This window comes from Pseudomonas sessilinigenes, assembly GCF_003850565.1.
GTDB classification, from domain to species: Bacteria; Pseudomonadota; Gammaproteobacteria; order Pseudomonadales; family Pseudomonadaceae; genus Aquipseudomonas; species Aquipseudomonas sessilinigenes.
Genome location: NZ_CP027706.1, coordinates 3,687,420 through 3,708,754, shown reverse-complemented (window position 1 = coordinate 3,708,754; position 21,335 = coordinate 3,687,420). Strand labels below are relative to the sequence as shown.

Genomic DNA, 21,335 nt, shown 5'->3' with positions numbered 1-21,335 from the left:
GTTTGCTCCAACGCAGCAACTTCTGATGTCGGCCCTCCGGCATTTAAGGCAATAATCCAGCCCTGCTCACCGTGTGCGACAAGGAACCGTCCCATCATGCTTTCGATCTACCAGCTCAAACCGCGCTTTCAGAACCTGCTGCGGCCGTTGGTACAACGCCTTTACGACAACGGCACCACCGCCAACCAGATCACCGTACTGGCAGCGGTGATCTCCTTGCTGGTGGGCGGGCTGATCGCCCTGTTCGCCAGCCACGCCTGGCTATTCGCCCTGATTCCTCTGTGGATGATCCTGCGCATGGCGCTCAATGCCATCGACGGCATGCTGGCCCGGGAGTTCGGCCAGCAATCGCGCCTGGGCGCCTACCTCAACGAACTCTGCGACGTGGTGGCCGACAGCGCCCTGATCCTGCCCTTCGCCCTGCTACCCGAGGTCAACCTGCTGCTGGTCCTGGCGGTGGTCCTGCTGGCGCTATTTAGCGAGTACGCCGGCGTGCTGGGCCCCATGGTCGGTGCTTCCCGGCGCTACGACGGTCCCATGGGCAAGAGCGACCGCGCCTTCGTCCTTGGCGTGCTGGCAACGGGCATCGCCCTGGGCTGGCTCAGTGCTCCCTGGATCAACGGCGTGCTGGCGCTGGTCGCCGCACTCTTGGTCTACACCCTGATCAACCGGGTCCGAAAGGGCCTCGAAGAAGTCCAGAACAACGCTCCCTCTGCATAAGGAAATGGCTATGCGCGAAGCTCAGCACCGGACGTTTCGTACCCATGATGGCGTCGAACTGTTTTACCGCCACTGGCCAGCCAGTGAAGTCTCTGCCGACCAACCACGCCAGGCGGTGATGTTGTTCCACCGGGGTCACGAACACTCCGGGCGCATCGCCCACCTGGTGGACGAGCTGGACCTGCCCCACATCGACTTCTTCGCCTGGGACGCCCGGGGCCACGGCCAGTCCCCGGGAGCCCGGGGCGACAGTCCAAGCTTCGCCACCAGCGTGCGTGACGTGCAGACGTTCTGCGATCACCTGGGCAGCGCCCACCAGATCGCCGAGGACAACATCGCCGTGGTGGCCCAGAGCGTCGGCGCGGTCATCGCCGCCACCTGGGTCCATGACTATGCACCGCGGATCCGCTCCCTGGTGTTGGCCTCCCCGGCCTTCAAGGTCAAGCTCTACGTGCCTTTCGCCCGTCCCGGCCTGGCCCTGATGCGGCGCTTTCGCGGTAATTTCTTCGTCAACAGCTACGTCAAGGCGCGCTTCTTGAGCCACGACCCGCAACGAGTCGAGAGCTATGACAGCGACCCGCTGATCACCAAGGCGATTTCGGTGAATGTCCTGCTGGGGCTGTATGAGGCCGCAGATCGGGTAGTCGCCGATGCCCAGGCGATCCAGGTGCCGACCCAGTTGCTGATCTCCGGGTCCGACTTCGTGGTGCATCGCAAGCCCCAGGAGCAGTTCTTCGAGCGCCTGGGCAGCCTGCGCAAGGAAAAACACATCCTTCCCGGCTTCTTCCACGACACCCTGGGCGAAAAGGAACGCGCCCCGGCCATGGCCAGCATCCGGCGCTTCATCCTGCACAACTTCACCCTTCCTTTGCAGCGCCCTGCCCTGCTGGACGCCGACCGCCTGGGCGTCACCTGCGCCGAATCCGAGGCCCTGGCCGCGCCGCTGCCACGCAACTCCCTGCGCGACCTGTACTGGCGTACCACTCGCGCCAGCATGCGCCTGGGCAGCCGGCTCTCGGCGGGGGTCAAGCTGGGGTTCGACACCGGTTTCGACTCCGGCAGCACCCTGGACTACGTCTACCGCAACCGCCCCACCGGGCATACGCCGCTGGGCCGGATGATCGACCAGAACTACCTGAACTCCATCGGCTGGCGCGGCATTCGCCAGCGCAAGCTGCATGTGGAAGAACTGCTGCGCCTGGCCATGGAACAGCTGCGTGGACAAGGCAGCGAAGTGCGCATCGTCGATATTGCCGCCGGCCACGGCCGCTACATCCTCGAAGCCCTGCAGGGGGTTGCGCCGCTGCCGGAATCGATCCTGCTGCGCGACTACAGCGATATCAACGTGCGTGACGGCAGTGCCCTGATCCAGGAAAAAGGCCTGGGCGATATCGCGCGCTTCGTCAAAGGCAACGCCTTCGACCGTGACGATCTCGCTGCCCTGGACCCCAAGCCGACCCTGGCGGTGGTTTCCGGCCTGTACGAGCTGTTCGCCGACAACCAGATGGTGGGCGACTCCCTGGCCGGCCTGACCAGCGCCGTGGAGCCTGGCGGCTACCTGGTGTACACCGGCCAGCCCTGGCACCCGCAGCTGGAGCTGATCGCCCGGGCCCTGACCAGCCACCGCGAGGGCCAGGCCTGGGTCATGCGCCGCCGCACCCAGGCAGAGATGGACCAACTGGTGGAGGCCGCAGGCTTTCGCAAGGTAACGATGCGGGTGGATGAATGGGGCATCTTCAGCGTGTCCCTGGCGCAACGGGTGCAATGATGAGCGCAGGCGCCTTGCCGGCGCGCGAACCGGGGCTGCTCAAGCCGGCGGTGCTCTGGCTGCTGTTGCTGGCACCGTTGTTCTTCGGCACCTATGGTTTCGCCACCTGGGTCACTGCGCAGCGCGACGACGTCGCCAGCCTGGTCTTCGACTGGGAGCGGCACATGCCGTTCTGGGCCTGGACCATCGTCCCCTACTGGTCCATCGACCTGCTCTACGGCCTGTCATTGCTGCTGCCGCGCAGCCGCGACGAACTCAAGCGCCATGCCTTGCGCCTGCTCAGCGCCCAGGTGATCGCCGTCAGTTGCTTCCTGCTCTGGCCGCTGCGCTTCACCTTCCCCCGGCCGGAACTGGACGGGCTGTTCGGCTGGTTGTTCGCGGTGCTGGCGGGTTTCGACAAACCCTTCAACCAGGCACCGTCCCTGCACATCGCCCTGCTGGTGGTGCTCTGGGTCTGCTATGCGCGGCATATCCACGGGGCCTGGCGCTGGCTGGTGCATGGCTGGTTCGCGCTGATCGGGATTTCGGTGCTGACCACTTATCAACACCACTTCATCGATGTACCCACAGGCGCCCTGGCCGGCTGGCTGTGCGTCTGGCTGTGGCCGCTGGATCGCCCCAGCCCGCTGTTCAGTGCTCGCCTGAGCAATGACCCAAGGCGCCGCCAGTTGGCCCTGCGCTATGCCTTCGCAGCAGTGGCGCTGGCCCTGGCGGCCTTTGCCTGGAACGGCATCGGCCTGTGGCTGCTATGGCCGGCGCTGGCCCTGCTGCTGGTGGCGGTGAACTACGCCGTGCTGGATGCCGCGGGCTTCCAGAAGCGCGCGGATGGGCGCCTGAGCCCCGCCGCACGCTGGCTGATGGCGCCTTATCTGGCGGGTGCCTGGATCAACTCGAGGTTGTGGACAAGAAACCATCCACAGCCGGACCAGGTTGTGGATAACGTCTGGCTGGGGCGCCTGCCCACCCCCGCCGAACTCCAGGCCAGCCCATTCGCGGCGGTACTCGACCTGTGTGCCGAGCTGTCCCTGGATGGACGTCCGCTCGCGGCCTACCGGAGCCTGCCAGTGCTGGACCTGTGCGCGCCGAGCCCGGCCCAGTGCCTGGAGGCCGCCAAGGCCATCGAGGATCTGCGCCAGCACGGGCCGCTGCTGGTGTGTTGCGCCCTGGGTTACTCACGCAGTGCCACGGCACTGGCCGCCTGGCTGCTGCACAGCGGTCGCGCGAGCAGCGTGGACGGGGCCATCGTGCAACTGCAACGGGCACGCCCACACATCGTCCTGCAAGCGGCCCACCGCCAAGCCCTGCAAAGCCTGATCAGCGCCAGGAGCAGCCCTCATGCCCAATGACATGCAGCTGTACAACGTCGCCAGCCTGCTACGCCGAGGGCAGGCACTGGACCAGTTATCCACAGGCCTGACCCTGCTCGGCGCCTTGTATGGCCTGGGCCAGTACCTGCTGGCCAGCGTCACCCTCGGTGGCCTGCTACTGAGCATCGCCCTGGTGGTGCTGGGGGTTGTGGAAAAGTACCTGGCGCTACGCGTCGCCTTCGATGCCGAGCTGTTCCAACGGGTGGCCGATGCCCCGACCTCCCTGGAGCACAGCACCCGCGCCCTGGACCAGGCCCTGAGCGCGCTCGGCCTGCAACCGGCCGAGCGCGGCGGGCGGCCCTGGCACGAACGCAGCCAGGGTGCTCTTGGCCTGCTGCGCCGCCAGGCACTGCTACTGGCGACCCAAGTGCTGGTGATATTGAGCGTGATTCTGATCAGCCCCTGGCTGGTCTTTGCCGGATAAGGAATGCCCATGTTCGAACCCCTGGTAGCCAACCTCATCACCTCCGCCGCCCGCAGCATTACCGGCGCCCGCAGCCTGTGGCTGGGCTCGGCGCCAGAGGCGGTGCAGCGCATCTACTTCGCCAACCACAGCAGCCACGGCGACTTCGTACTGCTCTGGGCCTCGTTGCCACCGGCCCTGCGACGCCTGACCCGCCCCGTGGCCGGCGCCGACTACTGGCAGAAAAGCGGCGTGCGGCGCTACATCATCAACCGCGTGTTCAACGGCGTGTTGATCGATCGCGAGCGCAAGGAGGCTGTGGATAACAACCCCCTGCAACCCATGCTCGAGGCCCTGGAAAACGGCGACTCCCTGATCATCTTTCCCGAAGGCACGCGCAACCCGGAAGACGGCCTGCTGCCGTTCAAGAGCGGCCTGTACCACCTGGCCAAGCGTTATCCACAGGTGGAGGTGATCCCGGTGTGGATCGCCAACCTCAACCGGGTCATGCCCAAGGGCCGTTTCCTGCCCTTGCCGCTGCTGTGCACCATCAGCTTCGGCGCGCCCCTGGCGGTGGAAGACGGCGAAAGCAAGGAAGACTTTCTCGAACGCAGCCGCGCCGCGCTGCTGGCCCTGGCTCCGGAGCACGCCTGAAATGGATAAGCAGACCCTGATGTTGTTCGGCGGTATTGGCGCCATCCTGGTGCTGGCCTCGCTGATCGGATTGATCCTCAAGTGGCGTACCCGGGGCAGCCCCAACCCGGTGATCGACAACCTCAACGCGCGGATCAACGCCTGGTGGGTGATGGTGCTGGTGATCGGCATCGCCTTCTGGCTCGGCACCGCGGCGGTGATCCTGCTGTTCTATGCCGTGTCGTTCTATGCCCTGCGCGAGTTCCTGACCCTGACTCCCACCCGGCGCAGCGATTATCCGGCGCTGGTGGCCGCGTTCTACCTGGCCCTGCCCCTGCAGTACCTGCTGATCTACTCGGACTGGTATGGGCTGTTCTCGATCTTCATCCCGGTGTACGTGTTCCTGCTGCTGCCGATCCTCGCTTCCCTGGGCGGCGACAGCACGCACTTCCTGGAGCGCGCCTCCAAGGTCCAGTGGGGCCTGATGATCGCGGTGTTCTGCGTATCCTTCGTCCCGGCCCTGCTGACCCTGGACATCGCCGGCTACGAGGGCCGCAACCTGCTGCTGATCGCCTACCTGGTGATCGTGGTGCAGCTTTCGGACGTGTTGCAGTACGTCTGTGGAAAACTCTTCGGCAAGCGCAAGATCGCTCCCAACCTGTCGCCGTCCAAGACCGTCGAGGGTTTTGTCGGCGGCATCCTGCTGGCCTCGCTGATCGGCGGTGCGCTGTGGTGGATCACTCCGTTCAGTATCTGGCAGTCGTTCTTCATCGCCTTGCTGATCAACCTGTTGGGCTTTGCCGGCGGCATCGTGATGTCGGCGATCAAGCGCGATCGCGGGGTCAAGGACTGGGGGCACATGATCGAAGGCCACGGCGGCATGCTCGACCGCCTGGACTCGGTGTGCTTCGCCGCGCCGATCTTCTTCCACCTGGTGCGCTACTGGTGGACCTGACCGGGCACTAGCAGCTTGCCCTGTGGCGAGCGTGCGCAAGCACCCTCGCCACGAACCAGGTCAGCCCGGCAGGTGGCCCAGCGGCAAGGGGCCTGGGGTCTTCACGGTGTGGATCGCGAAGTTGCTGCGGATATCGCTGACCCCCGGGATCTTCAGCAGATGACCGGTAAGAAAGCGGTCGTAGCCCCGCAGGTCGGGCACCACCACTTGCAGCAGGAAGTCCGACTCGCCGGAGACCAGGAATGCCGAGATCACCTCCGGCAACTGCAACACCGCCTGGCGGAAGGCTTCGGCTTCCGCATCGTTGTGCCGCTCGACCTTGACCCCGACGAACACTGTCAGCCCAAGCCCCACTTCGTCCCGATCCAGGGTGGCCTGGTAACCGCGAATCACCCCCACGTCCTCCAGCATCCGTACCCGGCGCAGGCAGGGCGATGGCGACAGGCCAATCTCTTGCGCCAGTTGCACGTTGCTCAAGCGGCCGTCGCGCTGCAGGGCGGCGAGGATCTTGCGGTCGTAGGCGTCGAGTTTCATGGTTGGCATATCCGGATGGTCCTTTGGCTGAATACTGGAACTTTATGCCAATTTTTATGTGAACGCTGGTTGATTACGCAAGCACCTGCCCTGCCCTCCAGCTCTAAACTGTGGGCACCGACTCGACAACGAATGGGGGGTGCAACGTGGCGCAACTGTGGATGTTTTTCCTGGCCCTGGCGGTGGTCTACCTGCTGCCCGGCCCCGACATGATCCTGCTGTTGCAGACCGGCGCCCGCCAAGGCAAGGCCCAGGCCTTGGCCACGGCCCTCGGCCTGGCCATCTCCCGCGGTTGTCACGTGGCCCTGGCGGCCCTGGGGCTGGCGGCGCTGTTCAAGGCCGCGCCCTGGACCTTCGATGTGGTGCGCCTGGCCGGCGCGGCCTACCTGCTGTGGATCGGTATCCAATGCCTGCGGGCCAACCTGCTGCCTGCACTGGACGGCAGCGGCACGGCGGCCACACCCTTGCGCTGGCGCCAGGCGATCCAGCGCGGGGTGCTGACCAACCTGCTGAACCCCAAGGCCCTGCTGTTCTGCTCGGTGCTATTGCCGCAGTTCGTCGATCCCCAGGCCGGGGCGGTAGCACCGCAATTCATCACCCTGGGCGTGTTGCTGGTGGGCGTCGGTGGGCTATTCGACTGCTGCTACGCCCTGGCCGGCGCCGGGCTGGGTCGCTGGATGCAACGCAGCCCTTCGGCGCAACGCCTTCAGCAATGGCTGTTCGGCAGCCTGCTGATCGGCTTCGCCCTGCGCCTGACCTTCGTCCAGCAAGCCTGATTTGGCCGCAGACCATACGACCTGACCTGGCGGCTCGTGCCGAGCCGTGCGCAGCCTGCGGCAGCGGCTACACCCAGCATCTGTAGCCGCTGCCCGCGCAGCGAGGCTGCGACCGGGTACGCAGCGCCCGTAAAACCAGGCACCGCGATCCATCAGGCATATCGCGCAACGGGCCTCGCGGCTACGCCTTCCGGCGGCGGATCAGGTAGGCGCCGCCCAGCAGCAGGAGCGCCGCGCCACCAGCGCTGGCCAGCTTGTGCTGCCCGAGGCTGGAGCGGGTGGCGTCGATCCACTGGGTCACATAGCGCTTGTTGGCGCTGCCGAAGTCCGGCTCCTGGCAGTTCATGCCGAAATTGCCGGCCCACTCCACGAACGGCCCCTGCTCCACGTAGCGCTTGTAGTAGTCGATCTCCAGGTCGGAGCCCCGGGTCCAGCGCGCGGCCTTGCACAGCACCGCGGCGAAGGCCTGGCTGGTGTGTGGCAGGTAATCCGCCGCACGGTTGCCCAGCTCCCCGGCCACGTAGCGATAGTGGTAGCGCACATCCGGCTCGGCGGTACTGGCCTGCTGGCGCTGCACTTCGTCGGCGCTGAGGAAAGGACCGGCCTGTACTGGTGGGATCTCCAGGTTATAGCTGCCCCAGAGGCTGTGGTAATCCGGCCCCATCTCGTAGCCGAGGATCTCCATGCCCGAGGCCCGCGCCAGCTTGCCCGCCTGGTAGTAGGCCTCGGCACGGCGGGTGGGCAGCCAGGCCGACTCGGCGCTGCTGCGATACTCACCGTAGGCCTTGGCAATGGCCTGGCGCTCGGGACTGTCGAAATAGCCCCAGCCTTCCTGGTAACGGCCCTCACGCAGCAGGCGCCGTCCCAGCAGCTCGCGCAGCTGCGCGGCGATCGGCAAATGCTCGTAGTAGTCGTCTGCCTGCTTGGGCGTCGGTGGCGGCGCCGGGACCTGGGCATCGACGAAGCGCTTGAGTTCATCCACGGTCAGCACCCGCTCCGCCACGGTCGCCGTGTCGTGCCAGTAGATCTCGCCACTGCGGTAGAGCAACTCGAACGCCTGCACGTAGTCGCCACGCTCCAGGGCCAGCACCGCGCTTTCGCCTTCTACCCGGCAGCCCGGCTTGAGGTCTTCATAGTTGCCATCGTAATCGCCGCGAAAGCCCCAGTTCTCATCCCGGGGAAAGGCCGCGGAGGCCTTGGCGTAGGCGGCCGCAGCGGCCACCTTGTCGCCGTCGCGCACGGCCATCTTGGCCCGCAGCCACCAGGCCAGGCCGCCATCGCCGGCGTGCTCGAGCAAGAGCTTGGTGGTGGCGAAATCGCCATTCTGGTAATTCAGCGCCGCCAGCCGGTCGGCATTGTCGAAACTGCCGGCGGTGCCCTGGCTCAAGAGCTTGATCAGGTTGCGTTCGGAGTCCGGCTTTTCGCCAAAGGACCAGCCCTGGTGAGACACCAGCGAAGCGGTGAGCAGGCGCGCCACCGCAGGCTTCTTGAGCTGCTCCAGCAACTGCTCGTCCGGCAGGCTGCCCAGCTCGTTCACCACTTGTTTCAGGGAGCTGTAGCCGACCTCCGAGCCCTGCAGGCTCTGGCTGGCATACAGATCTATGGCCTGGCTCCAGTCACCCTGGTCCTTGAGGATGCGAGCCTCTTCGCCCAGGCTGGCGATGCCCAGTTCCAGCGGGTCGCTGAAGCCGTCGATGCTCAATTGCCGGGCTTGGATAAACGCCTGGCGCGCTGCCTGCAAGGTTTCGTGCCGGCCTTGTTCGTCCAGTTCGTTGGCTTCTTCATGGATGGATCTCAAGGCCCGCCCCAGGGAATAGGCAGCCCAGGTACTGCGCAGCGCCCGCTGCTGGGCAGGCAGTTGCAGCACCTTGCGGAAATACTCCGATGCCAGTTGGCTGTCCCCGGCATTGAAAGCCACCGCCCCGGCGGTATAGAGACGAATCTCGAGCGGCAAGCTGGCGCCCTGCTGCTCGGCGACGCGTCCGTCGTCGAGCTGGCGCAACTGGCTGACCAGGGTCCGCTGTGCTTCGTCCAGTCCCTGTCGTTCCGCCCAGTTGCGCTGCTGCACCTCGTAGCTCTCGGGCAGGCTGTAGTCGGAGTTGAAGGCGTCCTTGGCCACCGGCTTGAGCCCGGTAATGGCCTGGCCTAGGCGGCTGACTTCGAACTTGAAGCTGCCTTCGGGCAGTTCGGCCAGGGTTTGCGGGCGGTCCCCCAGCAGGCGCATGGGGAAAGTCGGCCCGCACGCCAGGGCCGGAGCCAGGGGCAGGAACAGACTCAAGCACAACAGGTGGCGGGATCTAGGGACGAACATGCACAGCTCCTTGGTCAATTTTTGTACAGCGGGCCCAACCCACGGCCCGGGTGCCACCCGCCGCCAGGCGGCCGGTCTGCTGGCGGGTCAGTAACAGCTGGCCGTCGCGAAGTTGGGCGGCATAGCCACCCAACCCATCGAATCCGTCGCATTGGGCAACGGCCAGGGACAGTTGTTCAGGCAGGGGACGATCGAGGTTGCCCGGATTGTCCAGGCGAATGTCGAACAGGCCATCCTGCTCACTCAGGCCGATGCTCAACTGACTGCTCAGGACCTCGCCCCGGGCCACCGCCTTGAGGGTATCCAGGCTCCAGGCCCGGACATCGCCCTTGAGCGGCAGGCGAAACCAGATCAAGCCGGCCAGGTGCGCTGGCGGGTCGTTGCGCAGGGTCTTGGCCAACAGGCTCAGTTGTTCGGGATCGGCCATCAGTTCGCGACGTTCGCCGCGCTGGGCGATGGGCGCCTCGCTCTCCACCAGCGGCCCGCCCTCGCCGGCAGCCAGCAGGGCCACGCCATAGGCGGGCACGGCCAGGTAGAAGGGTTTGTCGGTGACCTGCGCCCAGCGTCGGGCCCATTGTTCGGCTTGCCCGGGGTCGAACAGGCCCTTGCGCGGGTCGCTCACCGCATGCACCTGGAGCACGCTGCTATCGACCTGGGCCAACAGCCTCGGCAGTTCAGAGCTGCCAAGCCAGGCCGGAAGCGCGGTGATGCTCAGCCCCAGAGAGGCCGGCAACTGGGCTCGCAACCGCGCCAGCAACGCGGCATAACCCGGCAGCCGCGCGGTGGCGGCATCGTGATCGATCTCCAGGCCGGCCAGGACCAGGCCCTGCCCTTGCCAATCGGCCAACAGTTGCTGCACCTGGGAGAGAATCTCGTCCTGATTCAGAGAGGGCAATTGCCCATCGAGGCGAACCACCGCGATCAGCCGCCGACCATCCTGGCGCAGCACATCGGCATCGATCCGCGCCCGGCTCCAGCCAGCCTGTGGAAAAGCCTGCAAGGCCAGTACCCGGACTGTGGAAAAGTCTGCCCGGGACCCTGCCAGGGCTGCAGCGTGGGCCGGGGTCCACTGCCGTTGCCAGATGTACAGCTGCTGATCTAGCGCGGGCGCCTGCTCCTGGCGGCAGGCGCTGAGCAATAGCCCGCAAAGGAATACGGCGCAGAGACGGAGCAGAACCCGGGGGAGCATGGATCGTTGATTCCCTTTAACGCTGAAAACCCTGGAACATCACCGGGTCGATAGGCCGGCAACCACTACCCGCAGCCTGCGGCAGCGGCGACAAAATTCGCGTCAGCCTACGCAGGGGGCGGGTTGGCGGCAATCGTTGGGGAGGATTTTTTCTTCGCTCTACAGGTCCAGCACCAGGGGTGAAGATAAGTTATCCACAACAGCGGGAACCGCGCAGCAGATCAGCACCTGTCCGGCTTCCGGCACCTGCGCCGGAGGCTGTGGATAATTGACCTGGCCACTGAGCAGGCGAGTCTGGCAGGTGCCACAGGAACCACCCCGGCAACTGAATTCCGGGTGCAGGCCGGCGCGTTCCGCCAGTTGCAGCAGGCTGCCGCTGCCAGGTTGCCAGTCGTGCACCAGGCCCGAGTGCTGGAAACGCACCGGTACCGCTTCAGTCGCCGCTGGCGGCTGGGGCAATCCTGGCGCCTCTGGGTCGGCCCGACGTTGCAGGGTCGAGGGACCGAACGTCTCGGCATGGATCTGTCGATCGTCGATATCCAGGTCCCGCAACTGGTCGTACAACGCCTGGGTGAAGGCACCGGGACCACACAGCACGAAATCCACGGCGTCGTAGTCATCCAGTTGCAGATGCTCCAGCACCAGCCGGGTGTCGATCCGCCCCTGCCGATCAAAGGTCACGCCCGGCTGTGCCGTCGCCTCGGGCTGGCTAAGCAGGCGCAGTACCTGCAGCGCCTCCCCGGCTTGCTCACCGAGGGTTCGCAGCTCCTCGGCAAAGGGCTGTTCGGCAAGAGTACGCGAGCCCAGGAACAACCAGGTGGGGCGCATGCGCCGGGTACGCAGGCCTTGGTAGACCACCTCGCGCAGCATCGACAGCAAGGGCGTGATGCCCACCCCGGCCGCCAGCAGTACCAGCGGTCGCAACCCTTGGGGCTCGATGCTGAACTGTCCCTGAGGCGCCCTGGCATGCAGCAGGTCGCCCACCTCGACCCCATCGTGCAGGTAGCTGGACACCCGCCCTTCGCGCTTGACGCTGATGCGCAGGAATCCATCGGACGGGGCGCTGGACAGGCTGTAGGTGCGGATCAGCGGCTGCGGGTCGAGCCCGATCCGCAAAGGCAGGTGCTGGCCGGGCAGGAAAGGCGGCAGGCCGGCTCCGTCCGCAGGTTCCAGATAGAACGAACGGATGCTGTGGCTTTCATCCTCGATCCGCACCACCCGCAGCGGCCGCCATTGCTTGCCCAGGGCCTGGGCCCGCAGGCGCGCCTCGGCCTGGAGCCAGGAGCCGGTCAGCAGGCTGTTGGGGGACACACCGCGCAACGGCCCACGCAGGGACAAGGCCGCCGGACGCCGCACCATGCGCTCCACCTGGACCCGCCACAGCCGCTCGGCCCCCTGGAAGGCGCCGACCAGTGGACCGTCGAGGATGATCTGGGTGGAGCCGGTGAGCTGCAGCAGCTCGCCGCTGTGGAAATCGATGAACAACAAGCCGGCCCGAGGGTTGAGCAGCAGGTTGCCCAGGGTGTTGAAATGCAGGTTGCCGGCGAAATCCGGGATGGTCAGGCAATCGCCCTCGACCCGGACGAAACCGGCCTGGCCGCCACGGTGGGAAACATCCACCGAACGCTGGCCCTCCAGGTCCACGTAGCTGGCGACGAAGAAGGTGTCGGCGGCAGCGATCAGCGCCCGCGCGCCATCGTCCAGGCCCTGGTGATGCTGGGCCGGGCGGCTGGCTGGATCGTCCAGCGGCACCTGTTGCAGCTCGCGCAGCTGGATGTACTGCGGGCAGTTGCCGAAGGACTGCTGCACCCTCACCTCGAACCCCTGGGCGTCGAGGGTGGCGATCTGTCCATTGAGACGGTTACGCCGCCGGGTGTGCAGCTCGATCCCCAACAGGCCCAGCGCCGCGCCCTCGTGCAACTGCAACGGGTCATCGCTGGCCGGCAGGCTGTCCAGGCGCAGCCGGGTATCCTGCGGGGCGCGGGCAAAACCGGGCGGCCCTTCGAGAATGCTCGCCCAAGGGCTGCCATCGGCATCCACCGCGCCCACCAGGATGAACGGCAGCTGTTGATAGAACTGCCGATGCTGGTCGGGCATGGCCTGGCGGATGACCTTGGCCCCGAAGGCTTCCATGCGCTCGGCCACCCCGGCCTGGGCCTGCAACTGCCGTTCACCGGCGTGCCAGGGCGACTGGGTGCTCATGGAAACCTCCCTCGGGGCGCCTCAGGCGCTTTTCAGGCCCGCTGCCGTGGATGGCATGGCGACGAAACCCGGCAGGGCTTCGATGCGCGCCAGCCAGGCACGCACGTGGGGGTAGTCGGCCAGCGACACGTTGCCCTCCGGCGCGTGGGCGATGTAGCTGTAGCCGGCGACATCGGCGATGGTCGCCTGCTGGCCGACCAGGAACGGCCGGGCGGCCAGTTCCTGGTCCATGACCTTGAGCAGGACATGGGCGCGGGCGATGACTTCCTCGGGGTTGAAGGTTGCGCCGAATACGGTGATCAAGCGTGCCGCCGCCGGTCCGAAGGCGATCGGCCCCGCGGCCACCGACAGCCAGCGCTGCACCTGCGCCGCTCCCACTGGATCGGTGGGCAACCAGCGGCCGTTGCCATAACGCTGCGCCAGGTACACCAGGATTGCGTTGGAGTCAGCGATCACCACGCCCTGGTCGTCAATGACCGGCACCTGGCCAAAGGCGTTGAGGGCCAGGAACTCGGGCTGCTTGTGGGCGCCCTTGGCCAGGTCGACGAAAATGGTTTCGACCGGCAATTCCAACAGGGACAGCATCAACTCGACGCGGTGCGCATGGCCGGAGCGGGGAAAGTTGTAGAACTTGATGGCGGGCTGGGACATGGACGACTCCACGGGCAGGTGCACGGTCGAAGCGCCGCGCTGGAGGGGCTATCTTCCTGCCAGGGCAAAAACAACAGAATCACCAGAAAGCACAAACCATCATTTCATTGGGTGAAACAATCTTGCTCAAGGATTGAGCGATGGATGCTCGCGCAGGGCCTGCACCGCGAAATCGACGAAGCTGCGCACCCGCGCCGGCGCCTTGCGCCCGCCCTGGTACACCACATGGATGGGCAAGGGTGGCTGCTCGAAGGCCTCGAGGACGATTTCCAGCTGCCCTGCCGCGACCTTGTCGGCCACTTGATAGGACAGCACCCGGGTCAGGCCCAGCCCCAGGCTGGCGGCACTGATGGCAGCCTGGCTCGCGCTCACCAACAACCGCGGCTCGGGGCGGATGCTCAAGGCGCGACCGGCGACGTTGAACTGCCAGTTGCGCGCCTGGCCAATGGAAGACGGAGCGATCACCGGCGCCTGGCGCAAGTCGTCAGGATGTTGTGGCCGGCCATGGTTGGCCAGGAACGCCGGAGATGCACAGATCACCCGGCGTACCTCACCGACGCGAATGCTGTGCTGGCCGCTGTCCGGCAACTCGCCGATGCGCACCGCCACGTCGATGCCCTCGTCCACCATGTTGGCCATCCGATCCACCAACAGGGCGTTGACGCTGACCTGTGGATAACGTTGCAGGTAGCGCACCAGCAGCGGGGTGACGAAGAGTTCGCCGAACAGCACCGGCGCGGTCAGGCTCAGTTGACCCCGGGGCTGGGCATGGATGCCGGCAGCCGAGGCCTCGGCATCCTGGACCTCGGCGAGAATGCGCCGGCAGTCCTCCAGGTAGCGTTGCCCGGCTTCGCTCAGGTGCACGTTGCGCGTGGTACGCACCAGCAACTGGGTACCGATGCGTTGCTCCAGGGCCGCCACGGCCCGGGTGACACTGGCCGCCGACAGGTTCAGGCGTCGCGCCGCGGCAGCGAATCCCTGCTCTTGGGCGACACAGACGAACACCTGCATTTCCTGAAATCTGTCCATGGCCTATCTCGAATGGCGGCGCCCACCCGACAGGCACCACGAGCCAGCAGCATAATCCACAGCCATGGCGTCAGGGGGCGCACCAGGTCTGCACGTCGTGCCGCTGGAATCCCGGGCACCGGTTGTTTTTGGCGATCAGCCTATAAGGCTGGTTTTCAGCGTAGGAAAAGTAGAAGTAGTACTGACGATCTTCCCCGTACAGCCAATAGGCAGAAGAACCCTGGTTGATCAGGGTCGGTTCAAAGGTCCAGATGGAGGACTCCGTCGGAATGAAGTTGTCTCGATCCATCAGCAGCAACAGGCCGTTGGACAACACCGGCGTCAGCGTCCCCAACCCCAGGACAACCAGGATCAGAACGATTATCCATCCATGAATCAGGCGAAGCTTCATTGGTTTTCCATCCGCTGGATAAAAGTATCGACCTGGGTGCAGGTCAGGATGCAACTGCTGTGAAGTGGCTTATTTTTTTCGAAAACCCGGCGTAAGTCGATCCTGCGCCACTCAAGCAGGTCTTTTGACAACGCAGGTGGCCAGGGTTGTCCAGAGCGGACGTATCGACGGGGAGCCGTCGGACTCAGCGAAAAAGCCCAGGGAAGTAGAAACGCATGGACAAAAAAGGGAGCCTGGACAGGCTCCCTTTTGGTTGTGGCAGTTGCCGTTATCTACAGCCGGTTGAGACCCGACTGTGGATAACTCACTCCACGGTCACCGATTTGGCCAGGTTGCGTGGCTGGTCGACGTCGGTGCCCTTGAGCACGGCCACGTAGTAGGACAGCAGTTGCAACGGGATGGTGTAGAGGATTGGCGAGAGAACATCGTGGATGTGCGGCATGTGGATAACATGGGTGCCTTCGCCGTTGGTCATGCCCGACTGCTCGTCGGCGAACACGATCAACTCGCCACCACGGGCGCGGACTTCCTGCAGGTTGGACTTAAGCTTCTCCAGCAGTTCGTTGTTCGGCGCCACGGTAACCACTGGCATGTCGTTATCCACAAGGGCCAGAGGGCCGTGCTTGAGCTCACCGGCCGGATAGGCTTCGGCGTGGATATAGGAAATCTCCTTGAGCTTCAGGGAGCCTTCCATCGCCACCGGGTACTGGGCACCACGGCCGAGGAACAGCGTGTGGTGTTTGTCGGCGAATAGCTCGGCGGTCTTCTCCACCACGCTGTCCATGGCCAGGGCTTCACCGAGGCGAATCGGCAGGCGCCGCAACTCTTCCACCAGTTCGGCTTCGACACCGGCTGCCAGGGTGCCACGTACCTGGCCCAGGGACAGGGTCAGCAACAGCAGGCTCACCAATTGGGTGGTGAAGGCCTTGGTGGAGGCTACGCCGATCTCGCGACCGGCCTGGGTCAGCAGGGTCAGGTCGGATTCACGCACCAGGGAGCTGATGCCAACGTTGCAGATCGCCAGGCTGGCGAGGAAGCCCAACTCTTTGGCGTTGCGCAGCGCGGCCAGGGTATCGGCGGTCTCGCCGGACTGGGAAATGGTCACGAACAGGGTGTCGGGCTGCACCACCACCTTGCGGTAGCGGAACTCACTGGCCACTTCCACCTGGCAGGGAATGCCGGCCAGTTCTTCCAGCCAGTAACGGGCGACCATGCCGGCGTGGTAGCTGGTGCCACAGGCGACGATCTGTACATTGCGCACCTTGGCGAACAACTCGGCGGCCTGGGGGCCGAAGGCCTGGACCAGTACCTGGTTGGCGCTCAGGCGGCCTTCCAGGGTGCGTTGCACCACCGATGGCTGCTCGTGGATTTCCTTGAGCATGTAGTGGCGGAATTCGCCCTTGTCCGCCGCTTCGGCACCGTCGCGGTACTGCACCGCCTCGCGCTCCACGGCCTTGCCGTCGATGTCCCAGATCTGCACGCTGTCACGGCGGATCTCGGCGATATCGCCTTCTTCCAGGTACATGAACCGGTCGGTGACCTGGCGCAGGGCCAACTGGTCGGAGGCCAGGAAGTTTTCCCCCAGGCCCAGGCCGATCACCAGCGGGCTGCCGCTACGGGCCGCGACCAGGCGATCCGGCTGGCTGGCGCTGATCACGGCAAGGCCATAGGCACCGTGCAGTTCCTTGACGGTAGCCTTGAGGGCCACGGTCAGGTCGCCCAGGTCCTTGAGCTTGTGGTTCAGCAGGTGGGCGATGACCTCGGTATCGGTGTCCGAGGTGAACTCGTAGCCCTGGGCCTTGAGTTGTTCGCGCAGGGCTTCGTGGTTTTCGATGATGCCGTTGTGCACCACCGCCAGATCGCCGGAGAAATGCGGGTGGGCATTGCGCTCGCAAGGTGCGCCGTGGGTGGCCCAGCGGGTGTGGGCGATCCCCAGGCGGCCCATCAGCGGCTCGCCAGCCAGGGCTTGTTCCAGCTCGGCGACCTTGCCCGGACGGCGCATGCGCTCGAGCTTGCCGCTATTGGTGAAAACCGCCACGCCTGCGCTGTCGTAGCCGCGGTATTCGAGGCGCTTGAGACCTTCCAGCAAAATGGCGGTGATATTGCGTTCAGCAACGGCGCCAACAATTCCACACATGGTTTTTCTCCTAGCTGACAGCCGCGCAAATCAGAGTAATGCCGCGGGCCTGAATCTGGTCGCGGGCCTCGGAAGACAGGCGATCATCGGTAATAAGGGTATGGATGCTGCTCCAGGGCAGCTCCAGGTTGGGAATCTTGCGGCCGATCTTGTCGGACTCGACCATCACCACCACTTCACGGGCCACCTCGGCCATGACCCGGCTCAGCCCCAGCAGCTCGTTGAAGGTGGTGGTACCGCGGGCCAGATCGATGCCATCGGCGCCAATGAACAGTTGGTCGAAGTCATAGGAACGCAGCACCTGCTCGGCTACCTGTCCCTGGAAGGACTCGGAATGCGGGTCCCAGGTACCACCGGTCATCAACAACATTGGCTCGTGTTCCAGCTCGCTCAGGGCGTTGGCCACATTCAGAGAGTTGGTCATCACCACCAGCCCTGGTTGCAGGCCCAACTCGGGAATCATCGCCGCCGTGGTACTGCCGCTGTCGATGATGATTCGCGCATGCTCGCGAATGCGCTGTACAGCGGCCCGGGCAATGGCTTGCTTGTAGCGGGACACCGATTGGCCCAGATCGCTGACCAATTCCTGGGGCAAGGTGATAGCTCCACCATAACGGCGTAGCAGCAGGCCGTTGCTTTCCAGGGCCGCCAAGTCCTTACGAATCGTAACTTCCGAGGTTTCGAAGCGCTTGGCCAACTCGTCCACGCTCACTTCGCCCTGTTCGTTGAGCAAGGTGAGGATGTTGTGACGTCGCTGGGGCGTATTGCGTTTCGATATGATCATTTAAGTTTCGATTCGAAAGATAACGACGGCAATAAAACCCTATGATCGAAACTTCGTCAAGCTTGAGCGCAAAAAAAACCGACCCTTGCTATTCAGCTGCAGGGGCCGGTTGATGCTGCATGGGCCATCCGTGCTTGTGGATAACCTCAGTCCTTGTTGATTTTCTGCGGCCGCTTCCAGCCATCGATGTTCTTCTGTCGCGCACGAGCCACAGCCAGCTGCGCCGGCGCGACATCCTGGTTGATAGTGGAACCGGCGGCGGTAGTGGCCCCGGAAGAGATATCCACAGGCGCTACCAGGGAGTTGTTGGAGCCGATGAATACGTCTTCGCCCATCACCGTCTTGTGCTTGTTCACCCCATCGTAGTTGCAGGTGATGGTGCCGGCGCCGATGTTGCTGCGCGCGCCGATCACTGCGTCGCCCAGATAGGTCAGGTGGCCGGCCTTGGCGCCCTGGCCCAGATGGGCGTTCTTCAACTCGACGAAGTTACCCACATGGGCACGGGCTTCCAGCACGCTGCCAGGACGCAAGCGGGCGAACGGACCGGCATCGCTGCCCTCGCCCATCACCGCGCCGTCGAGATGGCTGTTGGCCTTGATCACCACGCCCTTGCGCAGGGTGCTGTCCTTGATCACGCAGTTGGGGCCGATGACCACGTCGTCCTCGATCACCACCCGGCCTTCGAGAATCACGTTGATGTCGATCAGGACGTCGCGGCCGACCGTGATTTCGCCGCGCACATCGAAGCGTGCCGGGTCACGCAAGGTGACCCCTTGGGCCATCAGGCGGCGGGCAGCGCGCAGCTGGTAGTGGCGCTCCAGCTCGGAGAGTTGCTTGCGATCGTTGGCGCCCTGCACTTCCATGGCGTCCAGGGGCTGCTCGGTGGCAACCAGCAGGCCATCGCTGACCGCCATGGCGATCACGTCGGTCAGGTAGTACTCGCCCTGGGCGTTGTTGTTGGAAAGACGGCTGGTCCAGTCGCCCAGGCGCTTGCCAGGCACGGCGAGAATGCCGGTGTTGCCTTCGGTGATGGCGCGCTGGGCTTCGTTGGCGTCCTTCTGCTCGACGATGGCGGCAACCTTGCCATTGGCGTCACGCACGATACGCCCGTAGCCGGTAGGATCGTCCAGCTCGACGGTGAGCAGGCCCAGTTGCTCGGGGCCCGCTTGCTTGAGCAGGCGCTGCAGGGTCTCGACTTCGATCAGCGGCACATCGCCGTAGAGAATCAGTACGGTATCGGCAGTAATGAAAGGCACCGCCTGGGCCACTGCGTGCCCCGTGCCCAGCTGCTTGTCCTGCAGCACGAAATTCAGGTCATCGGCCGCCAGGCGCTCGCGTACCGCATCCGCACCGTGGCCAATCACCACGTGGATGCGCTGTGGGTCGAGCTGGCGGGCGCTGTGGATAACATGCCCGAGCATGGAATTGCCAGCGACTGGATGAAGGACCTTGGGCAGTGCCGAGCGCATGCGAGTGCCCTGGCCTGCTGCGAGGATAACGATTTCGAGAGACATGACTGGCTACCAATCCTGGGGGTCCGCGAGTGTGACCAAGAGGGGAGAATGCGGAAAATAAAAAGGGTAGCCGAGGCTACCCTTTTTAATCAATCACACAAAAAGCCTGCGACTTAGCCGCCGAACTTCTTGCGGATTTGCTGGACGGTACGCAGCTGGGCTGCGGCCTCGGCCAGACGTGCGGCGGCAGAACCGTAGTCGAAATCTGCGCCTTTTTCATTCAGGGCCTTCTCAGCAGCCTTGACGGCTTCCTGAGCGGAGGCTTCGTCCAGGTCGGCAGCGCGTTGCACGGTGTCGGCAAGAACCTTGACCATGTTCGGCTGAACCTCGAGGAAACCACCGGAGATGTAGAACACCTCGGCTTCCCCGCCCTGCTTGATCAAGCGGATCGGACCTGGCTTCAGGTTGGTGATCAGCGGTGCGTGACCCAGAGCGATACCAAGATCACCCAGTTCACCGTGCGCAACCACCATCTCCACCAGACCGGAGAAGATTTCCCCTTCCGCGCTGACGATATCGCAATGGACTGTCATAGCCATCTGCTTGCCTCAACCTAAATTAGCGCCCGTTGCCGGGCGCCGGGATTACAGTTTCTTGGCTTTCTCGATCGCTTCTTCGATGCCGCCGACCATGTAGAACGCTTGTTCTGGCAGGTGGTCGTAGTCACCGTTGAGGATGCCTTTGAAGCCAGCGATGGTGTCTTTCAGGGAAACGTACTTACCTGGAGAACCAGTGAAGACTTCAGCCACGAAGAACGGCTGCGACAAGAAGCGCTGGATCTTACGAGCGCGGGATACCAACTGCTTGTCGGCTTCCGACAGCTCGTCCATACCCAGGATCGCGATGATGTCCTTCAGCTCTTTGTAACGCTGCAGTACGTACTGAACGCCGCGAGCGGTCTCGTAGTGCTCGTTGCCGATCACGTTCGGGTCCAGCTGACGGGAAGTCGAGTCCAGTGGGTCTACCGCTGGGTAGATACCCAGGGAAGCGATGTCACGGGACAGAACGACGGTGGCGTCCAAGTGGGCGAAGGTGGTCGCTGGCGACGGGTCGGTCAAGTCGTCCGCAGGTACGTATACCGCTTGGATCGAGGTGATCGAGCCTTGCTTGGTCGAAGTGATGCGCTCTTGCAGCACGCCCATCTCTTCAGCCAGGGTCGGCTGGTAGCCTACTGCCGAAGGCATACGGCCCAGCAGTGCGGATACTTCGGTACCGGCCAGGGTGTAACGGTAGATGTTGTCGACGAACAGCAGAACGTCGTTACCTTCGTCACGGAACTTCTCGGCCATGGTCAGGCCGGTCAGCGCTACGCGCAGACGGTTTCCTGGTGGCTCGTTCATCTGACCGTAGACCAGGGCAACCTTGTCCAGAACGTTGGAGTCCTTCATCTCGTGGTAGAAGTCGTTACCCTCACGAGTACGCTCACCCACACCGGCGAACACGGAATAACCGCTGTGCTCGATGGCGATGTTACGGATCAGTTCCATCATGTTTACGGTCTTGCCCACACCGGCACCACCGAACAGACCGACTTTACCGCCCTTGGCGAACGGGCAAACCAGGTCGATTACCTTGATCCCGGTTTCCAGCAGGTCGTTGCCGCCTGCCTGTTCTGCGAAGGAAGGAGCGGCGCGGTGGATACCCCAGCGCTCTTCTTCGCCGATCGGGCCGGCTTCGTCGATTGGGTTGCCCAGTACGTCCATGATCCGGCCCAGGGTCGCTTTACCGACCGGTACGGAGATGGCTGCGCCAGTGTTGTTGACATCCAGACCGCGCTTCAGGCCTTCGGTGGAGCCCATCGCAATGGTACGAACCACGCCGTCGCCCAGCTGCTGCTGAACTTCCAGAGTGGTTTCGGCGCCTTGAACCTTCAAGGCGTCGTAGATGCTCGGTACGCTGTCGCGTGGAAATTCCACGTCGATAACGGCGCCGATGATTTGAACGATACGTCCGCTACTCATAGCTGGATCC

General features: G+C 64.4%; 19 protein-coding genes. 7 read left to right on the top strand and 12 right to left on the bottom strand.

Going from position 1 to position 21,335, the window contains the following annotated elements; genetic code table 11:
- Window positions 1–96 precede the first annotated feature (96 nt).
- From C4K39_RS17095 to C4K39_RS17070, 6 genes are read left to right on the top strand one after another with little or no spacing between them, the layout of a single operon-like run.
- The gene (locus tag C4K39_RS17095; protein ID WP_124347044.1) at window positions 97–720 is read left to right on the top strand and encodes a CDP-alcohol phosphatidyltransferase family protein; all 624 of its coding nucleotides are present in this window, start codon (window positions 97–99) and stop codon (window positions 718–720) included.
- Between the two features lie 10 nt (window positions 721–730).
- Window positions 731–2,488 (top strand): bifunctional alpha/beta hydrolase/class I SAM-dependent methyltransferase, encoded by a 1,758-nt coding sequence (locus C4K39_RS17090; protein ID WP_124347043.1) that lies wholly within the window; start codon window positions 731–733, stop codon window positions 2,486–2,488.
- Entirely contained in the window at window positions 2,488–3,834 is a 1,347-nt protein-coding gene (locus C4K39_RS17085; protein WP_124347042.1) for a phosphatase PAP2/dual specificity phosphatase family protein, read from the top strand. Before C4K39_RS17090 ends, C4K39_RS17085 begins: the two co-directional genes overlap by 1 nt.
- A complete protein-coding gene (locus C4K39_RS17080; protein ID WP_124347041.1) occupies window positions 3,824–4,279 on the top strand; it encodes a hypothetical protein in 456 nt (151 codons plus the stop codon). The genes C4K39_RS17085 and C4K39_RS17080 overlap by 11 nt, the downstream gene beginning before the upstream one ends.
- A 9-nt stretch (window positions 4,280–4,288) precedes the next feature.
- Window positions 4,289–4,912, top strand: a complete 624-nt coding sequence (locus tag C4K39_RS17075) for a lysophospholipid acyltransferase family protein (RefSeq protein ID WP_068576552.1) — start codon at window positions 4,289–4,291, stop codon at window positions 4,910–4,912.
- Between the two features lies 1 nt (window position 4,913).
- A complete protein-coding gene (locus C4K39_RS17070) occupies window positions 4,914–5,846 on the top strand; it encodes a phosphatidate cytidylyltransferase (RefSeq protein WP_068576553.1) in 933 nt (310 codons plus the stop codon).
- A gap of 60 nt (window positions 5,847–5,906) precedes the next feature.
- Here C4K39_RS17070 and C4K39_RS17065 read toward each other — a convergent pair whose 3' ends face one another.
- Complete coding sequence (locus tag C4K39_RS17065) at window positions 5,907–6,380, bottom strand: Lrp/AsnC family transcriptional regulator (protein WP_124348369.1); 474 nt, start codon at window positions 6,378–6,380, stop codon at window positions 5,907–5,909.
- A 146-nt stretch (window positions 6,381–6,526) separates the two neighbouring features.
- On the opposite strand from C4K39_RS17065, the gene C4K39_RS17060 reads away from it, so the two are divergent.
- Window positions 6,527–7,156: a LysE family translocator gene (locus C4K39_RS17060; RefSeq protein WP_124347040.1), complete on the top strand. Its 630-nt coding sequence runs from the start codon at window positions 6,527–6,529 to the stop codon at window positions 7,154–7,156.
- A 181-nt stretch (window positions 7,157–7,337) separates the two neighbouring features.
- On the opposite strand, the gene C4K39_RS17055 is transcribed toward C4K39_RS17060, so the two are convergent.
- The 11 genes from C4K39_RS17055 to atpD form a co-directional block, all read right to left on the bottom strand.
- Window positions 7,338–9,467, bottom strand: a complete 2,130-nt coding sequence (locus tag C4K39_RS17055) for a hypothetical protein (protein ID WP_124347039.1) — start codon at window positions 9,465–9,467, stop codon at window positions 7,338–7,340.
- Window positions 9,454–10,656, bottom strand: coding sequence for a DUF3142 domain-containing protein (locus C4K39_RS17050; protein ID WP_068576560.1), 1,203 nt, complete (start codon window positions 10,654–10,656; stop codon window positions 9,454–9,456). The genes C4K39_RS17055 and C4K39_RS17050 overlap by 14 nt, the downstream gene beginning before the upstream one ends.
- A gap of 159 nt (window positions 10,657–10,815) precedes the next feature.
- Window positions 10,816–12,858: a pyridoxamine 5'-phosphate oxidase family protein gene (locus C4K39_RS17045; protein ID WP_124347038.1), complete on the bottom strand. Its 2,043-nt coding sequence runs from the start codon at window positions 12,856–12,858 to the stop codon at window positions 10,816–10,818.
- A gap of 21 nt (window positions 12,859–12,879) precedes the next feature.
- Window positions 12,880–13,509, bottom strand: a complete 630-nt coding sequence (locus C4K39_RS17040; RefSeq protein WP_124347037.1) for a glutathione S-transferase family protein — start codon at window positions 13,507–13,509, stop codon at window positions 12,880–12,882.
- A 126-nt stretch (window positions 13,510–13,635) separates the two neighbouring features.
- Complete coding sequence (locus C4K39_RS17035) at window positions 13,636–14,538, bottom strand: LysR family transcriptional regulator (protein WP_068576566.1); 903 nt, start codon at window positions 14,536–14,538, stop codon at window positions 13,636–13,638.
- A gap of 70 nt (window positions 14,539–14,608) precedes the next feature.
- Complete coding sequence (locus C4K39_RS17030; RefSeq protein WP_068576568.1) at window positions 14,609–14,929, bottom strand: hypothetical protein; 321 nt, start codon at window positions 14,927–14,929, stop codon at window positions 14,609–14,611.
- Window positions 14,930–15,233: 304 nt separating this feature from the next.
- On the bottom strand, window positions 15,234–17,066 hold the full coding sequence (gene glmS / locus C4K39_RS17025) for a glutamine--fructose-6-phosphate transaminase (isomerizing) (RefSeq protein WP_068576569.1): 1,833 nt from the start codon (window positions 17,064–17,066) through the stop codon (window positions 15,234–15,236).
- Window positions 17,067–17,076: 10 nt separating this feature from the next.
- A complete protein-coding gene (locus C4K39_RS17020) occupies window positions 17,077–17,847 on the bottom strand; it encodes a DeoR/GlpR family DNA-binding transcription regulator (RefSeq protein WP_176719725.1) in 771 nt (256 codons plus the stop codon).
- Between the two features lie 149 nt (window positions 17,848–17,996).
- On the bottom strand, window positions 17,997–19,364 hold the full coding sequence (gene glmU / locus C4K39_RS17015) for a bifunctional UDP-N-acetylglucosamine diphosphorylase/glucosamine-1-phosphate N-acetyltransferase GlmU (protein ID WP_068576571.1): 1,368 nt from the start codon (window positions 19,362–19,364) through the stop codon (window positions 17,997–17,999).
- A 113-nt stretch (window positions 19,365–19,477) separates the two neighbouring features.
- Window positions 19,478–19,903, bottom strand: coding sequence for a F0F1 ATP synthase subunit epsilon (locus tag C4K39_RS17010; protein ID WP_011064380.1), 426 nt, complete (start codon window positions 19,901–19,903; stop codon window positions 19,478–19,480).
- Between the two features lie 45 nt (window positions 19,904–19,948).
- The gene (gene atpD, locus C4K39_RS17005) at window positions 19,949–21,325 is read right to left on the bottom strand and encodes a F0F1 ATP synthase subunit beta (protein WP_044465897.1); all 1,377 of its coding nucleotides are present in this window, start codon (window positions 21,323–21,325) and stop codon (window positions 19,949–19,951) included.
- Window positions 21,326–21,335: the final 10 nt, after the last annotated feature.